Genomic DNA, 21,712 nt, shown 5'->3' on the forward strand with positions numbered 1-21,712 from the left:
CTCACCCAAACAGGTCGACGGGCTTGACGATGTCGGCATAGATCAGGAGCGCCCCCATGCCCATGAGAAGGATCGCGACGACGTAGGTGACGGGCAGCAACCTGGCCATATCGAACGGCCCGGGATCCGGCCGCTGAAAGAGTTTCGCCACACCGCGGCGGAGCCCTTCCCAGAGCGCACCGGCCACGTGACCGCCGTCGAGGGGTAGCAGCGGGATGAGGTTGAAAACGAACAACGCCAGGTTCACGCCGCCCACCAGCCCCACGAGGGTGGCCGCGCGCGCTTCGAACGGAATCTCCTCCATCGCGGAGACCTCACCGGCGATCCGCCCGACGCCGACCACGCTGATGGGGCCTTCCGGGTCGCGGGGAGCGTCGGAGAATGCCGCTTCGGCGACCTGGGCTACGCGCTGGGGCAGATTGAGCACCACGCCGGTGACCCGGACGAGGCTCTCTCCCACCGCCGGCATCACTTCGGACGCGGGCTGCGGCACCAGTTCCTGCCGGGACCCCACGCCGATGAAACCGACGTCCTGCATGACGGGGGTGCCGTCGTCGTTCAGTTTGGCGCGGCCGTCAACGTCCGGGACCGGGCGCTCGGTCAGCAGCGGTTCAATGGTTGCGGTGATCGTGTCTCCGTCACGGAGGTAGCTGATGGACACTTCCTGCCCGGCGGCGTCACGGATCCAGGAGGACAGTTCCGTCCAGCTGGTGACCTCGCGCCCGTCGAAGGACAGGATGCGGTCCCCCGGCTGGAGGCCCGCCTCGAAGGCGGGGGCTGCCGGGTCTCCGGGTCCGCAGTCGGTTTGCCCGGTTTCCTGCTGCTGATCGGTCGGGACAACACACTTGTACACCTCCGAGACGGTGGTGGTGGGCTGTGCTGATCCGAATCCCATGATGAGGATGGCGAACATGATGATGCCGATCAGGAGGTTCATCAGTGGGCCGCCGAGCATGATCACGAAGCGCTTCCAGATGGGAAGCTTATAGAACACCCGGTTGTCATCTCCGGGTTGAAGCTGTTCGGCCGCTGCCCGGCGTGCGTCCGCGGCGAGCTGCTGGAACATGCCGGTGCTGGACTGGCGGACCGTGCCGCCGTCGGCCGTTTTTGCCGGCGGGAACATGCCGATCATCGAGACGTACCCACCCAGCGGCAGCGCTTTGACCCCGTATTCGGTTTCACCCCTGCGCCTGGAGAAGATGGTGGGCCCGAACCCGATCATGTACTGCGTGACCCGGACCCTGAAGAGCTTGGCGGGTACCAGGTGGCCCACTTCATGCAGCGCGATGGACGCCGCGATACCGACGGCCACAAACAGCACGCCGGCGATGAACAGCACAATGGTCACTCGTCAGTTCCTTCTCGGTGGGTAGTTTCAGTCCTGGAAGCCACAACGAATCCGCGCGCTGCGTCGTGCCCAGTTCTCGGCGTCGAGCACTGCCTGGAGTGTGAGGTCTGCTTCATCGGTGTGGTTTTCCACCACGGCGCGGACGGTGTCGACGATGTCCGGGAAGCCGATCCGGCCGGCGTGGAAGGCGGCCACCGCCTCTTCATTCGCCGCGTTATAGACCGCCATGAAAGTGCCGCCGCGGGCTGCCGCAGCCTTGGCGAGCGCGACGGCGGGGAACGCCTCCTGATCCAGCGGCTCGAACGTCCAGGCGGTGGCCTGGGTCCAGTCACAGCCGGCGGCGGCACCGCTCACCCGGTGTGGCCAGCCCATCCCCAGAGCGATGGGCAGCCGCATATCGGGCGGGGATGCCTGGGCGATGGTGGATCCGTCATGGAATTCAACCATCGAGTGCACTACCGACTGGGGATGGACGACGACGTCGATCCGGTCCAGTGGAACGTCGAACAGCAGGTGCGCCTCGACCACCTCGAGGGCCTTGTTCACCATGGTGGCCGAGTTGGTGGTGACCATCAGCCCCATGTCCCAGGTGGGATGGGCGAGTGCTTCAGCCGGGGTGACCGATTCCATTTCAGCGCGGGTTCGTCCGCGGAACGGTCCGCCGGACGCGGTGAGGATCAGCCTGCGCACCTCGTCGGGAGTTCCGGATCGCAGTGCCTGGGCGATCGCGGAGTGCTCCGAGTCGACCGGCACGATCTGCCCGGGACCGGCGGCATCCTTCACCAGCTGGCCGCCGACGATGAGCGATTCCTTGTTGGCCAGCGCCAGCAGGTGGCCCTGCTTCAGTGCGGCGAGCGTCGGTGCCAGGCCTATGGAACCGGTGATGGCATTCAGTACGACGTCGGCTTCCGGGCTGGCTGCCAGGCGTGCGGAGGCGTCCGGCCCAGTGAGAATGTCCGGGCGGTAGCCGGGCTTGCCTGCTTTTTCCGCTGCTTTCGCGATGGCAGCTTCCAGCTCCTGCTCAGAACCGCTGGCCGCTGCCACTGCCGGGGCATCCGACTCCACGGCCTGCTCTGCCAGCAGCGCCAGATTGGACCCGCCGGCGGAGAGACCTGCAACGGTGAACAAATGGGGCGACTGGGCAATGACGTCGAGGGCCTGGGCGCCGATCGAGCCGGTGGAACCGAGAATAATGACGCGGCGAGGACCGGACCGGGCTCGTGGGTAATCCATACCTCCAGTATTGCGCACCCCTCCCCCTGCGTTGAGTTGGCAGCGTCCGGGCGGCGCCGCCAACTCAACGCAGCAGACTCAACGCAAAGCGGAGCCTCAGCCCTTGTGCCCCGCTCGCCGCAGGGTCTGCTCGGCATGCCTCAGGATCGGCCCATCGACCATCTTGCCGCGGAACGTGAAGACTCCACCCTCGTGCTGCGCTGCCGCAAGCAGCTCGCGGGCAAACTGTTCCTCCTCAGCCGAAGGCCGGTACGCCTCGCGGATCACCGGCACCTGGCTGGGATGGATACAGGCTTTAAGGCCGAAGCCGGAAGCGACGGCGTCGCGCGCTTCGACAGCGAGCCCACCGAGGTCCGGAATATTGACGTACACGGCATCGACAGCGTGCTTGCCCGCGGCCGCGGCCGCCAGGAGCACCGTGGAACGGGCGTGCAGCGCAATATCGCGGTAGCCGCCGTCGTCCGCACGGCTGGCTGTACCGCCCAGGGAAGCAACGAGGTCCTCGGCACCCCACATGAGGGCGACGACGTTGGGTTCCTCCGCCAGTTCCGTTGCCTTCAGCACGCCACGGGCGGTTTCACAGAGTGCCACCACATCGAACCCGCTGAGCGTCCACAGGTCCTCACGGCCCTCAGCCTTGGCCAGCATGATGGTCCGGTAGCGAGTATCCCGAAGTGCCTGCAGATCGAGGGCGAAGTCATGGCTCTGGGCCGGATTCACCCGCACAATGGTTTTCGCAGGGTCAAGCGGATGCGAAATCAGCGCTTCTCGCGCGGCAGCCTTGGCCCCGGGCGCCACCGCATCCTCAAGGTCAAGGATGACGGCATCGGAACGCTCGGCTGCCTTGCTGAACCGCTCCGGACGGTCTGCAGGACAGAAGAGCAGGGCCGGTCCCATGGCGAAATCAGTCATGGACGTGCTCTCCCTCCCCGTGGGCAACCCTGTTCCACATCAGCACCGTCCGGGTAGCCAGCGCCACCACCTCGCCGTGCTGGTTTCGGCCGGTATGGGTCATGGTCACCAGTCCCTGCCCAGGGCGGGACTTTGACGGCCGCTTCTCGGTGATCTCGGTCTCCGTATACAGGGTGTCGCCGTGGAACAGCGGCTGGGGAAAGGACACCTCCGTCAGGCCAAGCTGCGCCACAATGGTTCCCTGGGTGAGCTGGGTAACCGACTGCCCGACGACGGTGGCCAGCGTCAGCATCGAGTTCACCAGCCGCTGGCCGAAAGGCTGCTCGCCGCTCCAGGCCGCATCGAGGTGCAGGGCCTGCGTGTTCATGGTCATGGTGGTGAACAGGACATTGTCCGCCTCCGTGATCGTCCGGCCCGGACGGTGCGCATACACCACGCCGGTCTCCAGCTCGTCATAGTAGAGCCCGCGCTGTTCAACGACCCGCTGTTCAGTCACGCCGTGTTCAGTCATACGGTCAGTTCCTGATCTTCCTCGAACAGCTCGGCGCCGGTGGCTGCCGCCACATCGTCAATGGACACGTTGGGGGCCAGCTCGCGCAGCACCAGCCTGGACTGGCCGCCCTCGGCAACGACGTCAATCACGGCGAGGTCCGTGATGATCCGGTCCACGCAGCCCTTGCCCGTAAGCGGCAGCGTGCATTGTTCCACGATCTTGGGCCTGCCGTTCCGGTCCACATGCTCCATCATCACAATGACCTTTTTGGCTCCGAAGACCAGGTCCATCGCGCCGCCCATGCCCTTGACCATCTTGCCCGGAATCATCCAGTTGGCGAGGTCCCCGTTCGCGGCCACCTCCATGGCGCCCAGCACGGCCACGTCCACGTGCCCGCCCCGGATCATGCCGAAGGACAGGGCGGAGTCGAAAAACGCCGCACCATTGTTGACGGTGACCGTCTCCTTGCCCGCGTTGATCAGGTCCGGGTCGACCTCGTCCTCGCCCGGGTAGGGTCCGACGCCGAGGATCCCGTTCTCGGAGTGGAGCACCACTTCCACGCCGGCGGGAATGTAGTTGGGGATCAGGGTGGGCATCCCGATCCCGAGGTTGACGTACTGGCCGTTGCTGAGCTCCTGCGCCACGCGGGCGGCGAGTTCGTTCCGCGTCCAGCCCTTGCCCTCGGGATGCGACACTGCAGCGCGCCGGTACTCGGAACGGACGCCTTCCGGGCGGGGAGCCTGCGGGCTGTTCGGATCCATGGTTATGCTCCTGCCTGTTCGGTGGTGCCGGCCGCCGACGGAGCGGACAGCGCCACCGTCCGCTTCTCGATGCGCTTTTCGGTGTTCGGTGCGTGGACCACACGCTGTACAAAGATGCCCGGCGTATGGATTTGCTCCGGATCGAGCTCGCCCGGCTCAACCAGTTCCTCGACCTCGGCGATGGTGATCCGGCCGGCCTGGGCACAGAGCGGATTGAAGTTCATCGCGGTGGCGTGGAACACGAGGTTGCCGTGGCGGTCACCCTTCCAGGCATGAACCAGCGCGAAGTCGGGGTTCACCGACTCCTCCAGCACGTAATCCTGTCCGCCGAACTCCCGCACTTCCTTGGGGGACGAGGCAATGGCGACGTTGCCGGCGTCGTCATACTTCTGCGGCAGGCCGCCCTCGCTCACCTGCGTCCCCACCCCCGCCGTCGTGTAGAAGGCGGGGATGCCGGCCCCGCCGGCACGCAGCTTCTCCGCCAGCGTGCCCTGCGGGGTCAGCTCCACCTCGAGTTCGCCCGCAAGGTACTGGCGGGCGAACTCCTTGTTTTCGCCGACGTAGGAGCTGATGGTGCGGCGGATCCGGTGATCGTCCAGCAGCCGTCCCAGCCCCCAACCGTCCACACCGCAGTTGTTGCTGATGGTCTCCAGCCCGGAGGTGCCCTGCTCATGCAGGGCGTCGATGAGCGCCACGGGAATACCGCAGAGCCCAAACCCGCCGACGGCCAGGGACGCCCCGTCCGGGATGTCCGCTACGGCCTCGGCTGCTGAGGCGACGACTTTGTCTATCACTGCTTCTCCCTCATAAATCGATCAGCTCGGTGGGCTGGGTGATCAGAGCCCAAGTTCACGGGCGATGAGCATCAGCTGCACTTCGGTGGTTCCCTCTCCGACCTCAAGGATCTTCGAGTCACGATAGTGGCGGGACACCGTGAACTCGTTGATGAACCCGTAGCCGCCGAAAATCTGGGTGGCGTCACGGGCGTTGTCCATCGCTGCCTCGCCTGCGACCAGCTTAGCGATCGACGCCTGCGTCTTGAACGGCTTGCCTGCCAGCATGCGCGCCGCGGCGTCGTAGTAGGCGAGGCGCGCCGTGTGCGCGCGTGCCTGCATGCGTGCGATCTTGAACTGGATGGACTGGTAGGCACCGATGTTGGAGCCGAACGCCTGCCGCTCCTTCGCATAGCGGATGGACTGCTCAACGCAGCCCTGCGCCGCACCGGTGGCAAGCGCCGCAATGGCAATGCGGCCCTCGTCCAGGATCTGGAGGAAGTTCGCGTAGCCGCGCCCCCGCGTCCCGAGCAGGTTCGCCTCCGGCACCCGGACATCCTTGAGGGTGAGGGGGTGGGTATCCGAGGCGTTCCAGCCGACCTTGTTGTAGGCCTTCTCTGCGGTGAAGCCGGGCGTGTCGGTAGGCACGAGGATGGTGGAGATCTCCTTCTTCACCGATCCGTCTTCCCGGGTGGCGGTGTCCGTGACCGCTGTGACGGTCACCAGCCGGGTGATGTCGGTCCCGGAGTTGGTGATGAACTCCTTGGTGCCGTTGATGACCCAGTCGCCGTCTACCAGCTTCGCGTTGGTCTTGGTTCCCGACGCGTCGGAGCCGGCCTCGGATTCGGTCAGCCCGAAGCCGGCGAGCGCCTCACCGCTGGTGAGGGAGGGCAGCCACTGCTGCTTCTGTTCCTCGGTGCCGAACCGGTAGATGGGCATTGCGCCCAGTGAGACGCCCGCCTCAAGGGTGATGGCCACGGACTGGTCCACGCGCGCCAGCTGCTCCAGTGCCAGGCAGAGCGCAAAGTAGTCTCCGCCCATGCCGCCGTATTCTTCGGGGAACGGAAGCCCGAACAGGCCCATCTCGCCCATCTGGGCGATCACCTCGTACGGGAAGCTGTGCTCCTCGTCGTGTTTGGCGGACACCGGTGCGACGACGCTGTCGGCGAAGTCGCGGACGGCCTCCACCAGGTCCTGGTATTCCTGACTCAGTTCGAAATTCATGATGCGGGTTCTTCCTGTTCTGGAGGGATGGAACCGGCGGCGGCAGAATCTTCTGCGCCGTCGGACGGTTGGGGGTGGATGCGGGCGACAACCTGGTTCGCGGAGACGAGGTCGCCGGGGCCGAGGGAGATGGCGACGGTGCCCGTCACCGCGGCGGTGAGCTGGTGCTCCATCTTCATTGCTTCGACGCTGAGCAGGACCTGACCCTCCTCCACCAGATCGCCGTCGGACACGTTCACGGTGATCACCGTCCCCGGCATCGGCGAGCGCACTTCCGGGTCAGCCGCCCCCTCGCTGCGGGCAATCGAAGAAAGCTGTGCCTCAAGCACTTCCTCGCGGGCCAGCAGCCGGACGGGCTGGGACCACCCGGCCTCGGTCAGCCAGAGTGTGGAACCGGCCCGCGTCAGCCGGGCGTCCAGGGTCACTCCGTCGACGACGGCGCGGAGCGGCTCTGTTTCCCCGCTTCCCGCCAGCCAGCTCACCTCGAAGCGCCTGCCGTCGATGTCCACGACGCTGTGCGCTCCATGGCTGTGCGCTCCATTGCGGAGGACGAGGACTGTGCGCGCCGGGCCGTTCCCGACCGCAAGATGTACCGGCATTGCGGCGTGCGCTCCGCCGACCCGCCACCCGTCCCCGGAATGCCACGGGGAAGCAGCCTCCCTACGGCTACTCACAGCGCCGGCCGGCGCAGCACCGGACAGCACGACGGCGGCCGCGGCCACTTCCGCGTCCGTCGCCGTCCGGAACGCCAGGTCCGGCAGCTTCCGTTCGATCAGGGTGGTGTCCAGCTTTCCGTCGCGGACATCGCCGTCGTTGATCAGCAGCCGCAGGTACTCCACATTGGTGCGCAGCCCGGCAACGCGGGTCTGCGCGAGCGCCCGGTCCAGCCGGTCGAGCGCTTCTGTGCGGGTTTCCGCCCAGGCAATGACCTTGGAGAGCATCGGGTCGTAGGTCGGTGAGATTTCCAGGCCCGGCAGCAGTGCGCTGTCCACACGGACGCCTTCACCGGTGGGTTCGGAGAGGCCGGCGATGGTGCCCGCCGAGGGCAGGAACCCCGCCTCGGCGTCTTCGGCATACACCCGCGCCTCCACCGCATGGCCGGAGAGAACGACGTCGTCCTGTGCGATGGTGAGCTTCTCCCCTGCCGCGATGCGCACCTGCCACTCCACCAGGTCGACTCCGGTGACCATCTCGGTGACCGGGTGTTCAACCTGGAGGCGGGTATTCATTTCCATGAAGAAGAACTCATCCGGCGCTTCAGCGGAAACGAGGAACTCCACCGTGCCGGCCCCGACGTAGTCGACACTGCGTGCCGCGTTGCACGCCGCCTCTCCGATCCGGGCACGGGTTGCCGGATCCAGCAGCGCTGACGGGGCTTCCTCGATGACCTTCTGGTGTCTGCGCTGGAGCGAGCATTCCCGCTCCCCCAGGTGGATCACGTTCCCGTAGGTGTCGGCGAGCACCTGCACCTCGATGTGGCGGGGGGTGCGGATCAGCCGCTCCAGGAACAGTGTGTCGTCGCCGAACGCGGACGCGGCAACCCGTCGGGCAGTCTGGAGGCTGCCGGGCAGGTCCCCGGGACGCTCGACGGCATGCATGCCTTTCCCGCCGCCGCCTGCCGAAGGCTTGATCAGCAGCGGGTAACCCACCTCGCCGGCCGCGCGGATGAGGTCATCGTCGCTCAGGCCCGGTTCCGCAATCCCGGGCACCACCGGCACCCCGAAGCCGCTGACGTGGTTCTTGGATCGGATCTTGTCGCCCATGATGGTAAGTGCATGAACCCTTGGCCCAATGAAAACGATCCCTGCCTCCTCGAGGGCACGCGCAAACGCCTGGTTTTCGCTGAGGAAGCCGTATCCGGGATGGACAGCCTGCGCGCCGGTCGCTTCACAGGCGGCCACGATCGCCCCGATGTTGAGGTAGCTTTCGCTCGGGGCTGCGGGGCCGATGCGCACCGCCCGGTCAGCCTCGCGCACGTGGCGTGCACCGGCGTCGGCGTCGCTGTAGACGGCAACCGACCGGATGCCGAGGGCGCGCAGCGTCCGGATGACCCGGCAGGCGATCTCGCCGCGGTTGGCAACAAGGACAGTGTCGAAAAGTACTCTGTTTTCCATGGAAATCACATCCTGAAGAGGCCGAAGGAGGTCTCCGGCAGCGGCGCGTTGGCGCAGACGTCGAGCGCGAGGCCCAGGACACGGCGGGTGTCGGCCGGGTCGATGATGCCGTCATCCCAGAGCCGCGCGGTGGAGTAGTAGGGGCTTCCCTGCGCTTCATACTGTTCACGGATGGGTGCCTTGAATGCTTCCTCCTCCTCGGCGCTCCACTCCTCGCCGCGCGCCTCGAGCTGGTCGCGCTTCACCGTACTCAGCACCGATGAGGCCTGGTTGCCGCCCATCACGGAGATGCGGCTGGCCGGCCACATCCAGAGGAAACGCGGCGAGTAGGCACGCCCACACATCGAATAATTGCCCGCACCGAAGGAACCGCCGACGACGACGGTCAGCTTGGGCACGCGGCACGTCGCCACCGCGGTCACCATCTTGGCCCCGTGCTTGGCGATGCCGCCCGCCTCATAATCCCGCCCAACCATGAAGCCGGACAGGTTCTGCAGGAAGATCAGCGGGATGCCGCGCTGGTCACACAGTTCGATGAAGTGGGCGCCCTTCAGCGCGGATTCACCGAAGAGGACGCCGTTGTTCGCCACGATTCCCACCTGGTGGCCATGCAGCCGGGCAAATCCGGTGACCAGCGTGCTGCCGTAGTCCTTCTTGAATTCGTGGAAACGGCTGCCGTCGACAATGCGCGCAATGATCTCGCGGGCGTCGTACGGCGCGTTGACGTCGACCGGCACCGCCCCATAGAGGCTGTCCAGATCCACAGCGGGTTCTTCGGCCTCCGCGGGCGTCCACGCCGTCTGCGGCGCCGGCAGCGTGGAGAGGATATCCCGGACGATCTCCAGCGCGTGCTGATCATTTTCGGCCAGATGGTCGACGACGCCGGAGACCTTGGCGTGTACGTCCCCTCCGCCGAGCTCCTCCGCGGTGACGATCTCGCCGATGGCCGCCTTCACGAGCGGCGGGCCGCCCAGGAAGATGGTCCCCTGGTTGCGGACGATCACCGTTTCATCGCTCATCGCGGGCACGTAGGCACCGCCGGCGGTACAGGAACCCATCACGGCCGCAATCTGGGGGATCTTGCGGGCCGACATGGTGGCCTGGTTGTAGAAGATCCGGCCGAAGTGCTCACGGTCGGGAAACACCTCATCCTGCCGGGGAAGGAACGCTCCCCCGGAGTCCACCAGATAGACGCAGGGCAGGTTGTTCTCGAGGGCGATCTCCTGGGCGCGGAGGTGTTTCTTGACCGTCATCGGGTAATAGGTGCCGCCCTTGACCGTCGCATCATTGGAGATCACCAGGACGTGGCGGCCATGGACCAGGCCGATCCCGGCAATCACGCCGGCGCCGGGACTTTCGTCGTCATACATGCCGTTTGCGGCAAGCGGTGCAATCTCGAGGAACGGGCTTCCCGGATCCAGCAGGTGATCGATACGGTGCCGCGGCAGCAGCTTTCCGCGGCCGACATGACGCTCGCGGGACCGTTCCGGACCGCCGAGCGCCGCACCGGCAAGGCGGTCCCGGAGCTCGGCTGCCAGGGCCCGTTGGGCGGCGTCGTTCTGCCGGAACGCAGCGGCGTTCGGGTCCAGTCTCGATGCCAGGGTCTCCATTGACGTCCTTCCGGTCGGCGCACGGCGTCGTGCACAACCACTCAGTTAGCGGGGATTAACTCAAATTTAGGTTAGTAGCTATTAACCGAACTGTCCACCAGAATGGAGGCATCCCCTTCTTCTGGAATTGCTCCACTACCAAAGGACGCCATGGACGCCCCTGCTCCCACCCGGATGACCGGACGCAGCCTGGCCAAGGCCTCCCGGCGCGCGGCGTTGCTGGACGCCGCCGCGCAACTTTTCGCTGAGCGGGGTTACAACGGGGTCTCCATCGAGGATCTCGGTTCGGCGGCCGGCGTCAGCGGACCGGCTGTGTACCGGCACTTCAGCGGCAAGCCGGCAGTTCTCGCGGCACTGCTGGCGGGCGTCAGTCAGGACCTCCTCGAGGGCGGCCGCGCCGTCGTGGCTGAATCTCCCAGCCCGGAGCAGGCGCTGCGCGGTCTGATCGAGTTCCAGGTCGATTTTGCGCTCCGCAACGCCAACGTCATCCGGGTCCAGGACCGGGACCTCAGTTGGCTGACTGCGGAAGATCAGGAAACGGTGCGTTCACTCCAGCGCACCTACGTGGAGGTCTGGGTGGATGCCCTTGCCGAGCTGGCCCAGGGAGCGGACCGGACCCACCTGCGCCGCAAGGCCCACGCTGCCTTCGGGCTCATCAACTCCACTCCGCACTCCACCCACCGGCGACGCAGCAGCAGGGACACCGCTGAACTGCGCCAGTTGCTTGAGGAAATGGCCTGGGCAGCGTTGAGCGTGGAAGCATGAATCCACCAAAGAGTCCTGACGCGTTGCGTCCCTAGTACGCTGAAGAGGACGCACCACCGCGGTGCACCTGAACTTTGCTGAAAATTCCCTGTTCCGCCGACCTGAAAGCTTCCAGTGATCACGCTACGCGCCGTTGAACCCTCCGATCTGGACGAGTTCTTCTCCCACCAGCTCGACCCCAGCGCCAACCACATGGCCGCCTTCAGTGCCAAGAATCCGTCGGACCGCGGCGTGTTCGACCACCACTGGCAGAACATCCTCAACGATCCCACTGTCACAGTGCGCACCATTGTTGCTGACGGCGACGTGGTGGGAAGCATCCTCGCCTACCATGACGGCGAGGTCCCGGAGATCAGCTACTGGATTGACAAGGCGCGCTGGGGCCAGGGAATTACGACGGCGGCAGTGGGACTCTTCCTTGAAGAGTTCACCGACCGTCCGCTCCGTGCCCGTGCGGTCATCGACAACACCAACTCGATCCGCATTCTTGAGCGCTACGGCTTCACCAAGGTGGGCGAGACCCAGGGTTTCGCCAACGCTCGCGGAGCCGTGATGAAGGAACTGGTCCTCGAGCTGCGCTAGCGAGCGGAACTTTTGTGCAGCTCCGGTGACCCCGACCGCGTCCAGGCCGCCGGAGCTGCACAAAAGTTCCTACAGGGGCGGGGCGTCGTATCAGACCATCGTCAGGACCATGCCCGGGTCCTGCAGGATGGTGCCGATATCCGCAAGGAACCGCGAACCCTGTTCGCCGTCCACCAGCCGGTGGTCAAAGGACAGGCTGAGCGTCATCACCTGACGCAGCGCAATCTCATCCTTGTACTCCCACGGCATCTTCCGCACCGACCCCATGGCGAGAATCGCTGCCTCTCCCGGATTGAGGATGGGCGTACCCGCGTCGATGCCGAACACCCCCACATTGGTGATGGAGATGGTCCCTCCTGAAAGGTCCGCCGGACTGGTTTTCCCTGCCCGTGCGGTCTCCGTAAGGTTCTTCAGTGCGTCGGCGAGCCCGCGAAGGCCGAGCGTCTGGGCATCCTTGATGTTCGGCACCATCAGGCCCCGCGGAGTGGCCGCCGCAATCCCGAGGTTCACATAGTGGTGCTGCACAATCTCCTGTGCAGCCTCATCCCAGCGTGAATTCAGTGTCGGATTCCGGTCGAGGGCAATGCACAGCGCCTTGGCCACCAGCGCCAGCGGGGTGATGCGCACATCCGCGAACGCCCGGCTCGTCTTCAGCCGGGCCAGCAGCTCCATGGACGCCGTGACATCGACGGTCAGGAACTCGGTCACGTGCGGAGCGGTGAAGGCACTGGCCACCATGGCGGCAGCGGTGTGCTTGCGGACGCCCTTGATCGGTGTCCGCGTCTCCCGCTCCCCGGCAGCGGACGACGCCGGTGCGCCGCCTGGTTGCGACACCGCCTCCGGCGTTGCGTGCCCTTTGCCGGCCGCTCCTTCGTGGGCCGCGCCCTCCTGGGCCGCCAGCACATCCTCGCGGGTGATGAGGCCCTGGGGTCCCGTGCCGTTCACCTGCGTGAGGTCAATCCCCAGATCCCGCGCCAGCTTGCGCACCGGAGGCGTGGACCGTGGACGTTCCCGCGGGGCCTCGGCGGGAACGGACGGTTCGTCGGCCGGAGCGGACGGCACGGCCGTAACCGAAGAGACCACAGGCACCGGAGTTGCGGCGAGCCCAGGAGTTTCGGCAGGCGCAGGAGTTTCGGCAGTCACAGGAGTTTCGCTGCGCCGGGCACGGCGGGCGGGCCTGTCGGATTTTTCTAGGGCCGCACCGTAACCCACAAGGTTGGGTTCGCGTTTGGCCGGCTGCGCGTCGTCGTCGTCGGCTGTGGCCTTACCGGCGCCTGCGCCGGAACCCCCGCCGGAATCTCCGCCCGGCACATCGAAGGAAACGATTGGCGAACCGACCTCGACCACGGTTCCCGGCTGCTCATGGAGTTTCGCCACCACACCGGCATAGGGCGAGGGCAGCTCGACGACAGCCTTCGCGGTTTCGACATCGGCAATAACCTGGTTGAGCTCCACGGTGTCGCCGACGGCGACATGCCAGGCGACGATCTCCGATTCGGTCAGGCCTTCGCCGAGATCGGGCAGTCGGAATTCCTTGATCACCGGCGCCACTATCCTTCCAGTCCGCTCAGGGAGTTGGGCCGGCCCAGGGCGCGGTCAACCCCGTCCAGTATCCGGTCCAGATCCGGAAGGTGATGGAACTCCAGCTTGGAGTACGGGTACGGGATGTCGAATCCCGTGACACGGACCGGCGCATGCTCCAGGTAGTAGAAGCAGCGCTCGGTGATGCTGGCGGCAATCTCGGCACCGAGCCCACCCGACTGCGCGGCTTCATGGGTAATGACCAGGCGGCCTGTTTTCCGGACCGACTTCTCCACGGTGGCGAAATCAATCGGCGCGAGAGAACGCAGGTCGATCACCTCGACCGAGACGCCGTCGTCGGACGCGGCAACGGCGGCATCACGCGCCGTAGGCACCAGCGGCCCGTACGTCACCAGTGTGACGTCGCTGCCCTCGGTGACCACGCGGGCAGCACCCATGCCGGTGGCGGTGATGTCCACGCTCTCATCGACCTCGCCCTTCAGGTGATAACGGCGCTTCGGTTCAAAGTACAGGATGGGATCGTTGCTCGCGATGGCCTGCTGGATCATCACGTAGGCGTCCTGCGGGTTCGAGACACTGACCACCCGCAGGCCCGAGGTATGGGTGAAATAGGCCTCAGGAGACTCCGAGTGGTGCTCGGGGGAACCGATGCCGCCGCCGAAGGGCACCCGGATGGTGATCGGCATTTTCACGTTGCCCTGGGTGCGATAGTGGAGCTTGGCCACCTGGCACACGATCTGGTCGAACGCCGGATAGATGAAACCGTCAAACTGGATCTCGACGACGGGCCGGTACCCGCGGTACGCCATGCCGACCGCCGTGCCCATGATGCCGGATTCGGCGAGGGGCGTATCCACGACGCGGTGCGGTCCGAAGTCCTTCTGGAGGCCGTCGGTGACGCGGAAGACGCCGCCCAGCTTCCCGATATCCTCTCCCATGAGGACAACCTTCGGGTCATTCTCCATGGCCCTGCGAAGACCGGCGTTGATCGCACGGCCGAATGTCATGGTTGCCATCAGCGGCTCGCCTCCTCGGAGGAATCGGATACAGGAGATTCAAAAGAGGCCAGGTAGCGCTCGTACTGGTCCTGCTGGCGTTCAAGCCACGAGTTGGGCTCGCTGTAGACGTGCTTGAAGACGTCCTGCGCCGCCGGTTCCGGCATGGAGATGCAGCCCTCGCGGAGGCGGGCCGCGACGTCGTCGGCTGATGCCTGAACCGAGTCACTCACCTCGGCGGGCAGGAGCCCTTCGGCGTCGAGCAGCCCGGCGAGCCGCGCGATGGGGTCCTTGGCGGCCCAGTCTTCCAGCTCATTGGCGTCCCGGTAGCGGGTGGGGTCATCGGCCGTGGTGTGCGGGCCCATCCGGTAGGTCACCGCCTCAATGAACGTGGGGCCGCCGCCGGTGCGGGCCCGGTCGAGGGCCTCGCGGGTGACGGCGAGGCACGCCAGGACGTCGTTGCCGTCGACCCGGACGGAGGGAATGCCGAACCCCGGCGCGCGCCGCGCAATGGGCACATGCGCCTGGAGCCGCACCGGCTCGGAGATGGCCCACTGGTTGTTCTGGCAGAAGAAGATCACCGGCGCCTGGTAGCTGGCGGCGAACACCATGGCCTCATTCACATCGCCCTGGCTGGTTGCTCCGTCGCCGAAGTACGTCACGGCGACCGAGTCAGCGCCGTCGTGCAGGATGCCCATCGCGTAGCCGGTGGCATGCAGGGTCTGCGCCCCGATGATGACCTGTGTCGGCGCCATGTTGATGGCGAAGGGATCCCAGCCCGCAGAGGCGTTGCCCCGCCAGACCCGCATCAGGTCGGTGAGGTCCACTCCCCTGCAGTACGCGACGCCGCTCTCGCGGTAGCTGGAAAAGACAAAGTCGTCTTCCCTCAGGGCGCGGGCCGATCCGATCTGTGCGGCCTCCTGGCCGAGAAACGGCGGCCAGAGCGCCAGCTCGCCCTGACGTTGGAGGGCGGTGGCCTCCGCGTCGATCCGGCGGATCACCACCATGTCCCGGTACAGCGCCTGCAGGGCCTCGCCGTCGACGTCGGCCACCCAGCGGTCATATACCGGGTGGTGCCGGCGTTCACCGTTGGGCGCTATGAGCTGTACCAGCTCATCCTGCGCTGCGTCCGCTTCGTTGTTCAGGAGCACGTTCCTCATCCTTCTCACTTCCAGCGACGGCGGATGGATTACACCCGCCGACCGCAGCCACCGGCGCCGCTTCAGGGCCGTGGGCACCATTGCCCGAGGTTTACTGTGACGATACTCACGTAGGCAACACCGCACAACCGATTCCGGAATGGCTGAGCATTGTGCTCTATTTGGCACCTCCGCCCCGTGCTAGCGTTGCGCACTATGCAGCCCCTTGACGCCACCGACACGCGGCTCCTGCTGGCACTGGCCCGGGACTCGCGGCGCACCGTCGTTGCCCTGGCCCAGAAGCTGGGACTTTCACGCAATACCGTGCAGGCCCGCATGGCCCGCCTTGAGAAGAATTCGACCTTCCTGTCCTTCGAGCGCCGCATCAATCCGGCAGCCCTCGGCTATCCGCTGACGGCGTTCATTCAGGTGCATGTCGACCAGCGGAAACTCAGCGCGATCACCGCCCGGCTGGCCGAAATCCCGGAGGTCCTGGAGGCCCATGGGTTGACCGGGCAGTCGGACATCATGGTGCGGGTGGTCTCGGTGGACGCGGAGGATCTCTTCCGGATCAACGGAAAGATCCTGGCGTGCGACGGCGTGGAACGCTGCGATACCTCCCTCGCCATGCATGAGCTGATTCCCTACCGCATGGAGCCGCTGCTCCAGCGTGGTGCGGAGGAGTAGCCACGCGGTTTTCCGAAGAGAACCATCCGGAACGCCGACGGACCCGAATGGTGTGCAGAGCTCCGCCACTGAGGGCAACGCGCTCATCATCTTCGAAGTCAACCCGCTGCACAACATCATCCACATGGCGAGCGCCGTCCTCCTGCTCGGTGTCGGTCTCTCACAGGACAAGAGCACCCACGCCTCCAAGACCCGCGCACACGCTGCGTAGTCCGGGCGGTCCGGTCATGCGCACTGCTGCAGCCGGAGAGCAGGTACTCCCTGTTCTCCGGCCCGGCCCAACCCAGGAGATCGCCGGCGGCGAACTCGTCCGGTTCCTGGCGGCATTCGCCGCCCTGAGCGCAGGCCTTACGTTCTTTGCGCTCGCCGCCGATAACCTGCTGGCGGCAGAAGGTCCAGCACCCATCGCGCTGGGTGCTCTCATCGGTCTCTGGGCTGTTGTCCACACACTCTGGGGCATCCTGGTATTGCGAAACCGGCCAGGTGGAAACCGACCGGAGGCCTGGCTTGTCCGGTTCGTGCCTACCGCGCTGCCTGCTGTTGGCGCGGTCGTCCTTGTTGTCCTTGCCTGGGGCGCACTGCTCGCGTCGGCAGGCAGCAGGACGTTCAATCTGACGCTTGCCTCCACTCTCGCGCTTGTCCTTCTGCAGTTGGGCGCGTCCGCCGCCCGGCGCCGGCAGACTTCAGCTGCGCGATCCGGATCCCAACCGGCGCCGGGCAGACTGCTGGTCGGCCTTTTCTTCTCAGCCGTTCTGGTGGCGGGGATTGCGACGCCCGGCCTCGCCGCGTCAACGGCCGGCGACAACGCTGTGCCGCACGGCACACATGGGACTGCGCCTGTGCCGTCAGATCACGCAGACCACTAGGGCATTCCACTGGTCGACACACGCCGAAGGGGCCGGAATCACAATGATTCCGGCCCCTCTGATGTGCCCGTGCTGCTAGTGGCTGGTTGCCTTCTCGGCACCCACACCGGTCAGCGAGCGGACCTCCATCTCCGCCTGCTTCTGCGGATCTTCGGTTTCTTTCGAGAGCACGGTCCCGAGCCAGCCGAGGAAGAAGGCCAGCGGAATCGAGACGATCCCGGGGTTGCTCAGCGGGAACCAGGCGAAGTCCACCGTCTGGATCATCGACTTCTCGGCCCCCGAGACCACGGGCGAGAACGCGATCAGGATGATCGCTGAACCAAGGCCGCCGTACATGCTCCACAGCGCGCCCTGGGTATTGAACTTCTTCCAGAACAGCGAGTAGATGATGGTCGGCAGGTTCGCACTGGCTGCGACAGCGAAGGCCAGCGCGACCAGGAAGGCCACGTTCTGCCCCTGCGCGCCGATTCCGCCGGCGATGGAGAGCAGACCGATCACGATGACCGTCCGTCGCGCCACCTTCACCTCACCGTCCGGGTCGACCTTGCCCTTGCGTACCACGTTCGCGTAGATATCGTGGGCGAACGATGCAGCAGCCGTGATGGTCAGCCCGGCGACCACCGCAAGGATGGTGGCAAAGGCGACCGCAGAGATAACTCCCAGCAACAGCGGCCCGCCGAGTTCGAAGGCGAGCAGCGGCGCCGCCGAGTTCACTCCGCCGGGAGCGCCGTTGATCCGGTCTGCGCCGATCAGCGCACCGGCACCGTAACCGAGGACCAGGGTGAACACGTAGAACGCACCGATGAGCCAGATGGCCCAAACCACGGATCGCCGTGCCTCTTTGGCCGTCGGCACCGTGTAGAAGCGCATCAGAACGTGCGGCAACGCCGCCGTACCGAGGACCAGGGCGAGCGCCAGCGAGATGAAGTCCAGCTTGGTGGTGGCAGTAGCCCCGTACTGCAGGCCAGGTCCGACGATGTCCGGGTTGCCCGAAGTCTCAATGGCGGCCCCGAGCAGCGCGGAGAAATTGAAGCCGTAGATAGCAAGCACCCACACCGTCATGATGAACGCACCGGCAATGAGCAGGCAGGCCTTGATGATCTGCACCCACGTGGTCCCCTTCATACCGCCGATCAGTACGTAAAGAATCATCAGCGCTCCGACAACAACGATCACCAGCGACTGGCCGAGCTTGTCATCGATACCCAGCAGCAACGACACAAGACCGCCGGCGCCGGCCATCTGCGCCAGCAGGTAAAAGAAGCACACCGCAAGCGTGGTGGTGGCAGCCGCGATGCGCACTGGTCGCTGCTTCAGCCGAAAGGACAGCACATCGGCCATGGTGAACTTGCCCGTGTTGCGGAGCAGTTCGGCAACAAGCAGGAGCGCGACCAGCCAGGCGACCAGGAACCCGATGGAGTACAGGAATCCGTCATATCCGTTGATGGCAATGGCGCCGACAATGCCCAGGAACGATGCCGCCGACAGGTAATCACCCGCGATGGCTGTGCCGTTCTGCGGCCCGGTGAAGGACCGGCCAGCTGCATAGTAGTCAGCAGCGGTGCTGTTGTTACGGCTGGCACGCAGCACCACGACCATGGTCACTGCTACAAAGAGCCCAAATATCAGCATGTTGAGCCACGGTTCACCGACCTGGGTCGACTCGACGGCCTGCCGTGGTAGGGACTGGATCATTTGGTTCCTCCTGCGCCGTCCTGAAACACCTCGGGTGCTTCAGACTCGAGCTCATTGCGCAACTCTTCCGCGATGGGGTCAAGGTGCTTGTTGGCATAGCTGACGTACCACATGGTGATAGCGAAAGTGCTCGCCACCTGAAGCAGCCCGAAGATCAGGCCGATGTTGACATTCCCGAAAACCGGCGTGGACATGAACTCGTGGGCGTAATCGGCAAGCAGGACGTACAGGAAGTACCAGAGCAGGAACGCTGCTGCCATGGGGAAGACGAAGCTGCGGTGACGCTTCCTCAGCTCCTTGAACCGTGGCCTTCCCTGGACTTCGGTGAAGTCCACCGGGGTAGCCGGCGGTGCGCCGGGTGCGGATGGGTCGTGGCCCATTGAAACCTCCTCGTTTGGGGCCTCCCGCGTCTCTGCCAGACCGCGCTGGACGGCATAAAGCATGGGAGTGTGACTCCCATCACTGTCCGCCACCGAGGAGCCCGCTGCCAAGCTCCAGGCCAGGCCCTTCGCTCAACGGACCCGGGCGTGCGATGAACGGCAGGCACCTGCGCTGAACGGTAGCCGCATGGTGCCGGTCATGACGCCTTGCACCGCTACTCTTGACCCATGCTCAGCCCCGCCGTCGACGTCACTCTTGTTGCCGCCGTCGTTCTTGTCACCCTCGTGGTGGTGGCGGTCCTGGGCTTCAGGTTTTCCCGTTCCTACCGGGATCTCGGTTCGGACGCCGACCGCGCCACCTACGCCACGCTGCACACTGTCGCCCTCGCCTCTGAGCATCTGCGGACGGGCCTGACGCCGAGCGGTGCGTCCAGGGCTGCACGCCACCTGCGGGGCCTGCTGCGCTGCCAGGCGCTGCTCATGACAGACACCGGTGGCGTCCTGGCCTGGGACGGGACGGCACCGGAACCGGCGGACGCAATGCTCCTGGCCCGTGAGGTTCTCGCCAGCGGGCGCACCCAGATTTTCAAGCAGTCGCAACTGAAATCCGTAACCGGGCAGGGCAACGGACTCACCGAGGCCGTGATCGCACCGATCAGGGTCAACGGCAGGGTGGTAGGCACAGTCGGCGCCTTCGCGCTGTCGGTCAATGCAGGGCTGGTCCGCGCCACCAACGAGGTGGGCGCCTGGGTAGCCACCCAGGCCGAACTGGCGGAACTGGATTCGTCCCGGACCCAGCTCATGGAAGCCGAGGTCCGCGCGCTCCGGGCACAGATCAGCCCGCACTTCATCTACAACTCCCTGAACGCCATCGCCTCCTTCATCAACACGGACCCTGAACGCGCCCGCGAACTGGTCGTCGAGTTCGCGGACTTCACCCGCTACTCGTTCCGCAGGCACGGCGACTTCACCACGGTGGCCGAGGAACTGAGGTCGATCGACCGGTATCTCCTGCTTGAACGGGCACGCTTCGGTGAGCGGTTGAAGGTCAGTCTCCAGATCGGCCCGGAGGTCCTCAGCACGGTGATTCCCTTCCTCAGCCTGCAGCCGCTGGTGGAGAACGCGGTCCGTCACGGACTCGATTCGAAGGACGGGACAGGAAACATCACCATCACCGCACACGACGCCGGCGCCTACGCTGAGGTGACCGTCGAGGACGACGGCGTGGGGATGGATCCCGAACGGTTGCGCGCAGTCCTTGCCGGGCACGTGGACGGCGTGCATGTGGGACTGCGCAACGTCGACTCGAGGCTGCGCCAGGTCTACGGTGACGCCCACGGGCTCATCATCGACACGGCACCGGGCGCGGGTACGCTGATCACCCTGCGCATTCCGAAATCCCAGCCCGATCACCAGGCCTGAGCGTCCGTGCCCGGTTGTGTCCCCGGGCAGGCCGGACGGTGAATTCCGCGTAATCTGGTTCCATGGTCAACGTGGTCATCGTCGATGATGAGCTTCCGGCACTCGCGGAGCTGGGCTTTTTGCTGTCCCGGGATGCCCGCATCGACAGCATCCATCAGGCCTCCAGCGGCGCCGAGGCGCTCCGGATCCTGCAGAGCAACCCGATCGATGCGCTGTTCCTGGACATCCACATGCCCTCGCTCTCCGGGCTGGACATCGCCCGCGTCATTTCCCGCTTCAGCCGTCCTCCCGCCGTCGTGTTTGTCACCGCGGACGAGGACCGGGCGCTGGAAGCGTTCGAGCTGCGCGCCGTGGACTACCTGCTCAAGCCGGTACGCACCGAGCGGCTCACCGAGTCGGTCCGGCGCATCTGTGAGCTGATGGAGGACGGCGCGGCCACACCGGAAATCATCACGGTGGACCAGGGCGGAATCAGCAAGATGATCCGCCGTGACGAAATCCGCTACGTTCAGGCGCAGGGGGACTACGCCCGGCTGCACACCGCGGAGGCCAGCTATCTCATCCGGATTCCGCTCAATGACCTTGAGAGGCAGTGGGCCGACGCGGGGTTTGTGCGGACGCACCGCTCCTACCTTGTGGCGATGGACCAGGTGACCCAGGTGAAGCTGGCGACGGGCAAGGCGAGCGTGCTGGTCGGGGACGCTGAGCTGCCGGTCAGCCGGCGCCACCTGTCCGAGATCCGCGGCAAGCTTGAAGCCACGCGCCTCAGGCCCGGACAGTAACACCGTGTCCGAACCTGTCCAGCGTCCCGAGCGTGTCCGGGTCACCGCCCCGCAATCCGCCGCCGGACCGGGAACAACCTATCCGGTGGCACGGGAGATGGCCGAGCAGTCCGACGTCGGTGAACTGTTTGTCCGCTCCCTCCTCCGTTCCCAGCTGAGGCTGGCCGTGGTGGTGGCGTCCGGCTTCCTGGTGATCCTCGTCGGCATTCCTGTTCTGTTCAGCGTGTTCCCGGTCATCCACTCCTGGACCGTCGCAAGCGTGCCCGTGCCCTGGCTGCTCCTCGGCCTCGGCATCTATCCCGTGGTGATCGGTTGCGCGGTGCTGTATGTGCGCAGCGCGGGGCGCATCGAACAGCGCTTCCGGGATCTGGTGGATGACCAGTGACGTT

Annotated in this window: 22 protein-coding genes; 8 read left to right on the forward strand and 14 right to left on the reverse strand. The window is 65.7% G+C overall.

Going from position 1 to position 21,712, the window contains the following annotated elements:
* Position 1: 1 nt before the first annotated feature.
* The 9 genes from BLS52_RS06645 to BLS52_RS06685 all read right to left on the reverse strand — a co-directional run bounded on the left by BLS52_RS06645 (position 2) and on the right by BLS52_RS06685 (position 10,468).
* Positions 2–1,348: a M50 family metallopeptidase gene (locus tag BLS52_RS06645; RefSeq protein ID WP_090585340.1), complete on the reverse strand. Its 1,347-nt coding sequence runs from the start codon at positions 1,346–1,348 to the stop codon at positions 2–4.
* A 27-nt stretch (positions 1,349–1,375) separates the two neighbouring features.
* On the reverse strand, positions 1,376–2,581 hold the full coding sequence (gene dxr, locus BLS52_RS06650) for a 1-deoxy-D-xylulose-5-phosphate reductoisomerase (protein WP_090585342.1): 1,206 nt from the start codon (positions 2,579–2,581) through the stop codon (positions 1,376–1,378).
* Positions 2,582–2,677: 96 nt separating this feature from the next.
* Positions 2,678–3,493 carry an HpcH/HpaI aldolase/citrate lyase family protein gene (locus BLS52_RS06655; RefSeq protein ID WP_090585344.1) on the reverse strand — a complete coding sequence of 272 codons (816 nt, stop codon included), beginning with the start codon at positions 3,491–3,493 and terminating at the stop codon, positions 2,678–2,680.
* Complete coding sequence (locus BLS52_RS06660) at positions 3,486–4,004, reverse strand: MaoC family dehydratase (RefSeq protein WP_090585346.1); 519 nt, start codon at positions 4,002–4,004, stop codon at positions 3,486–3,488. The genes BLS52_RS06655 and BLS52_RS06660 overlap by 8 nt, the downstream gene beginning before the upstream one ends.
* A complete protein-coding gene (locus BLS52_RS06665; protein ID WP_026545439.1) occupies positions 4,001–4,747 on the reverse strand; it encodes a CoA transferase subunit B in 747 nt (248 codons plus the stop codon). The genes BLS52_RS06660 and BLS52_RS06665 overlap by 4 nt, the downstream gene beginning before the upstream one ends.
* 2 nt (positions 4,748–4,749) lie before the next feature.
* Complete coding sequence (locus tag BLS52_RS06670; protein WP_090585347.1) at positions 4,750–5,541, reverse strand: CoA transferase subunit A; 792 nt, start codon at positions 5,539–5,541, stop codon at positions 4,750–4,752.
* Positions 5,542–5,583: 42 nt separating this feature from the next.
* A complete protein-coding gene (locus BLS52_RS06675; protein WP_090585349.1) occupies positions 5,584–6,747 on the reverse strand; it encodes an acyl-CoA dehydrogenase family protein in 1,164 nt (387 codons plus the stop codon).
* Positions 6,741–8,858: an acetyl/propionyl/methylcrotonyl-CoA carboxylase subunit alpha gene (locus tag BLS52_RS06680; RefSeq protein ID WP_090585351.1), complete on the reverse strand. Its 2,118-nt coding sequence runs from the start codon at positions 8,856–8,858 to the stop codon at positions 6,741–6,743. Before BLS52_RS06680 ends, BLS52_RS06675 begins: the two co-directional genes overlap by 7 nt.
* Before the next feature lie 5 nt (positions 8,859–8,863).
* Positions 8,864–10,468: a carboxyl transferase domain-containing protein gene (locus tag BLS52_RS06685; RefSeq protein WP_090585353.1), complete on the reverse strand. Its 1,605-nt coding sequence runs from the start codon at positions 10,466–10,468 to the stop codon at positions 8,864–8,866.
* Positions 10,469–10,618: 150 nt separating this feature from the next.
* Between BLS52_RS06685 and BLS52_RS06690 the strand changes: the two genes are divergently transcribed.
* Complete coding sequence (locus BLS52_RS06690; RefSeq protein ID WP_090585355.1) at positions 10,619–11,233, forward strand: SACE_7040 family transcriptional regulator; 615 nt, start codon at positions 10,619–10,621, stop codon at positions 11,231–11,233.
* A gap of 114 nt (positions 11,234–11,347) precedes the next feature.
* Positions 11,348–11,815, forward strand: a complete 468-nt coding sequence (locus BLS52_RS06695; protein WP_090585357.1) for a GNAT family N-acetyltransferase — start codon at positions 11,348–11,350, stop codon at positions 11,813–11,815.
* A gap of 90 nt (positions 11,816–11,905) precedes the next feature.
* Here the strand turns inward: BLS52_RS06695 and BLS52_RS06700 are convergent, their stop codons facing one another.
* Genes BLS52_RS06700 through pdhA form a run of 3 tightly spaced genes read right to left on the reverse strand, consistent with a single transcriptional unit; the run spans position 11,906 to position 15,512 of the window.
* Positions 11,906–13,369, reverse strand: a complete 1,464-nt coding sequence (locus BLS52_RS06700; RefSeq protein WP_090585359.1) for a dihydrolipoamide acetyltransferase family protein — start codon at positions 13,367–13,369, stop codon at positions 11,906–11,908.
* Positions 13,366–14,373, reverse strand: a complete 1,008-nt coding sequence (locus BLS52_RS06705; RefSeq protein ID WP_090585361.1) for an alpha-ketoacid dehydrogenase subunit beta — start codon at positions 14,371–14,373, stop codon at positions 13,366–13,368. The genes BLS52_RS06700 and BLS52_RS06705 overlap by 4 nt, the downstream gene beginning before the upstream one ends.
* A complete protein-coding gene (gene pdhA, locus BLS52_RS06710) occupies positions 14,373–15,512 on the reverse strand; it encodes a pyruvate dehydrogenase (acetyl-transferring) E1 component subunit alpha (protein ID WP_090585363.1) in 1,140 nt (379 codons plus the stop codon). Before pdhA ends, BLS52_RS06705 begins: the two co-directional genes overlap by 1 nt.
* A gap of 195 nt (positions 15,513–15,707) precedes the next feature.
* On the opposite strand from pdhA, the gene BLS52_RS06715 reads away from it, so the two are divergent.
* From BLS52_RS06715 to BLS52_RS06720, 3 genes are read left to right on the forward strand one after another with little or no spacing between them, the layout of a single operon-like run.
* Positions 15,708–16,178, forward strand: coding sequence for an Lrp/AsnC family transcriptional regulator (locus tag BLS52_RS06715; protein ID WP_090585365.1), 471 nt, complete (start codon positions 15,708–15,710; stop codon positions 16,176–16,178).
* A gap of 52 nt (positions 16,179–16,230) precedes the next feature.
* Complete coding sequence (locus tag BLS52_RS18270) at positions 16,231–16,389, forward strand: DUF4383 domain-containing protein (protein ID WP_245702732.1); 159 nt, start codon at positions 16,231–16,233, stop codon at positions 16,387–16,389.
* A gap of 16 nt (positions 16,390–16,405) precedes the next feature.
* Positions 16,406–17,044, forward strand: a complete 639-nt coding sequence (locus BLS52_RS06720) for a hypothetical protein (RefSeq protein ID WP_051470738.1) — start codon at positions 16,406–16,408, stop codon at positions 17,042–17,044.
* A 75-nt stretch (positions 17,045–17,119) separates the two neighbouring features.
* Here the strand turns inward: BLS52_RS06720 and BLS52_RS06725 are convergent, their stop codons facing one another.
* Positions 17,120–18,739 (reverse strand): solute symporter family protein, encoded by a 1,620-nt coding sequence (locus BLS52_RS06725; protein ID WP_026545429.1) that lies wholly within the window; start codon positions 18,737–18,739, stop codon positions 17,120–17,122.
* Positions 18,736–19,119 (reverse strand): DUF485 domain-containing protein, encoded by a 384-nt coding sequence (locus BLS52_RS06730; protein WP_026545428.1) that lies wholly within the window; start codon positions 19,117–19,119, stop codon positions 18,736–18,738. The genes BLS52_RS06725 and BLS52_RS06730 overlap by 4 nt, the downstream gene beginning before the upstream one ends.
* 228 nt (positions 19,120–19,347) lie before the next feature.
* Here BLS52_RS06730 and BLS52_RS06735 point away from each other — a divergent pair, with 228 nt between their 5' ends.
* From BLS52_RS06735 to BLS52_RS06745, 3 genes are all read left to right on the forward strand, one after another.
* Positions 19,348–20,541, forward strand: a complete 1,194-nt coding sequence (locus BLS52_RS06735; RefSeq protein WP_026545427.1) for a sensor histidine kinase — start codon at positions 19,348–19,350, stop codon at positions 20,539–20,541.
* A 62-nt stretch (positions 20,542–20,603) separates the two neighbouring features.
* On the forward strand, positions 20,604–21,323 hold the full coding sequence (locus BLS52_RS06740; RefSeq protein WP_026545426.1) for a LytR/AlgR family response regulator transcription factor: 720 nt from the start codon (positions 20,604–20,606) through the stop codon (positions 21,321–21,323).
* A gap of 4 nt (positions 21,324–21,327) precedes the next feature.
* Positions 21,328–21,708: a DUF485 domain-containing protein gene (locus tag BLS52_RS06745; RefSeq protein WP_090585368.1), complete on the forward strand. Its 381-nt coding sequence runs from the start codon at positions 21,328–21,330 to the stop codon at positions 21,706–21,708.
* Positions 21,709–21,712 lie beyond the last annotated feature (4 nt).

This window comes from Arthrobacter subterraneus, assembly GCF_900099735.1.
GTDB lineage: Bacteria > Actinomycetota > Actinomycetes > Actinomycetales > Micrococcaceae > Arthrobacter_D > Arthrobacter_D subterraneus.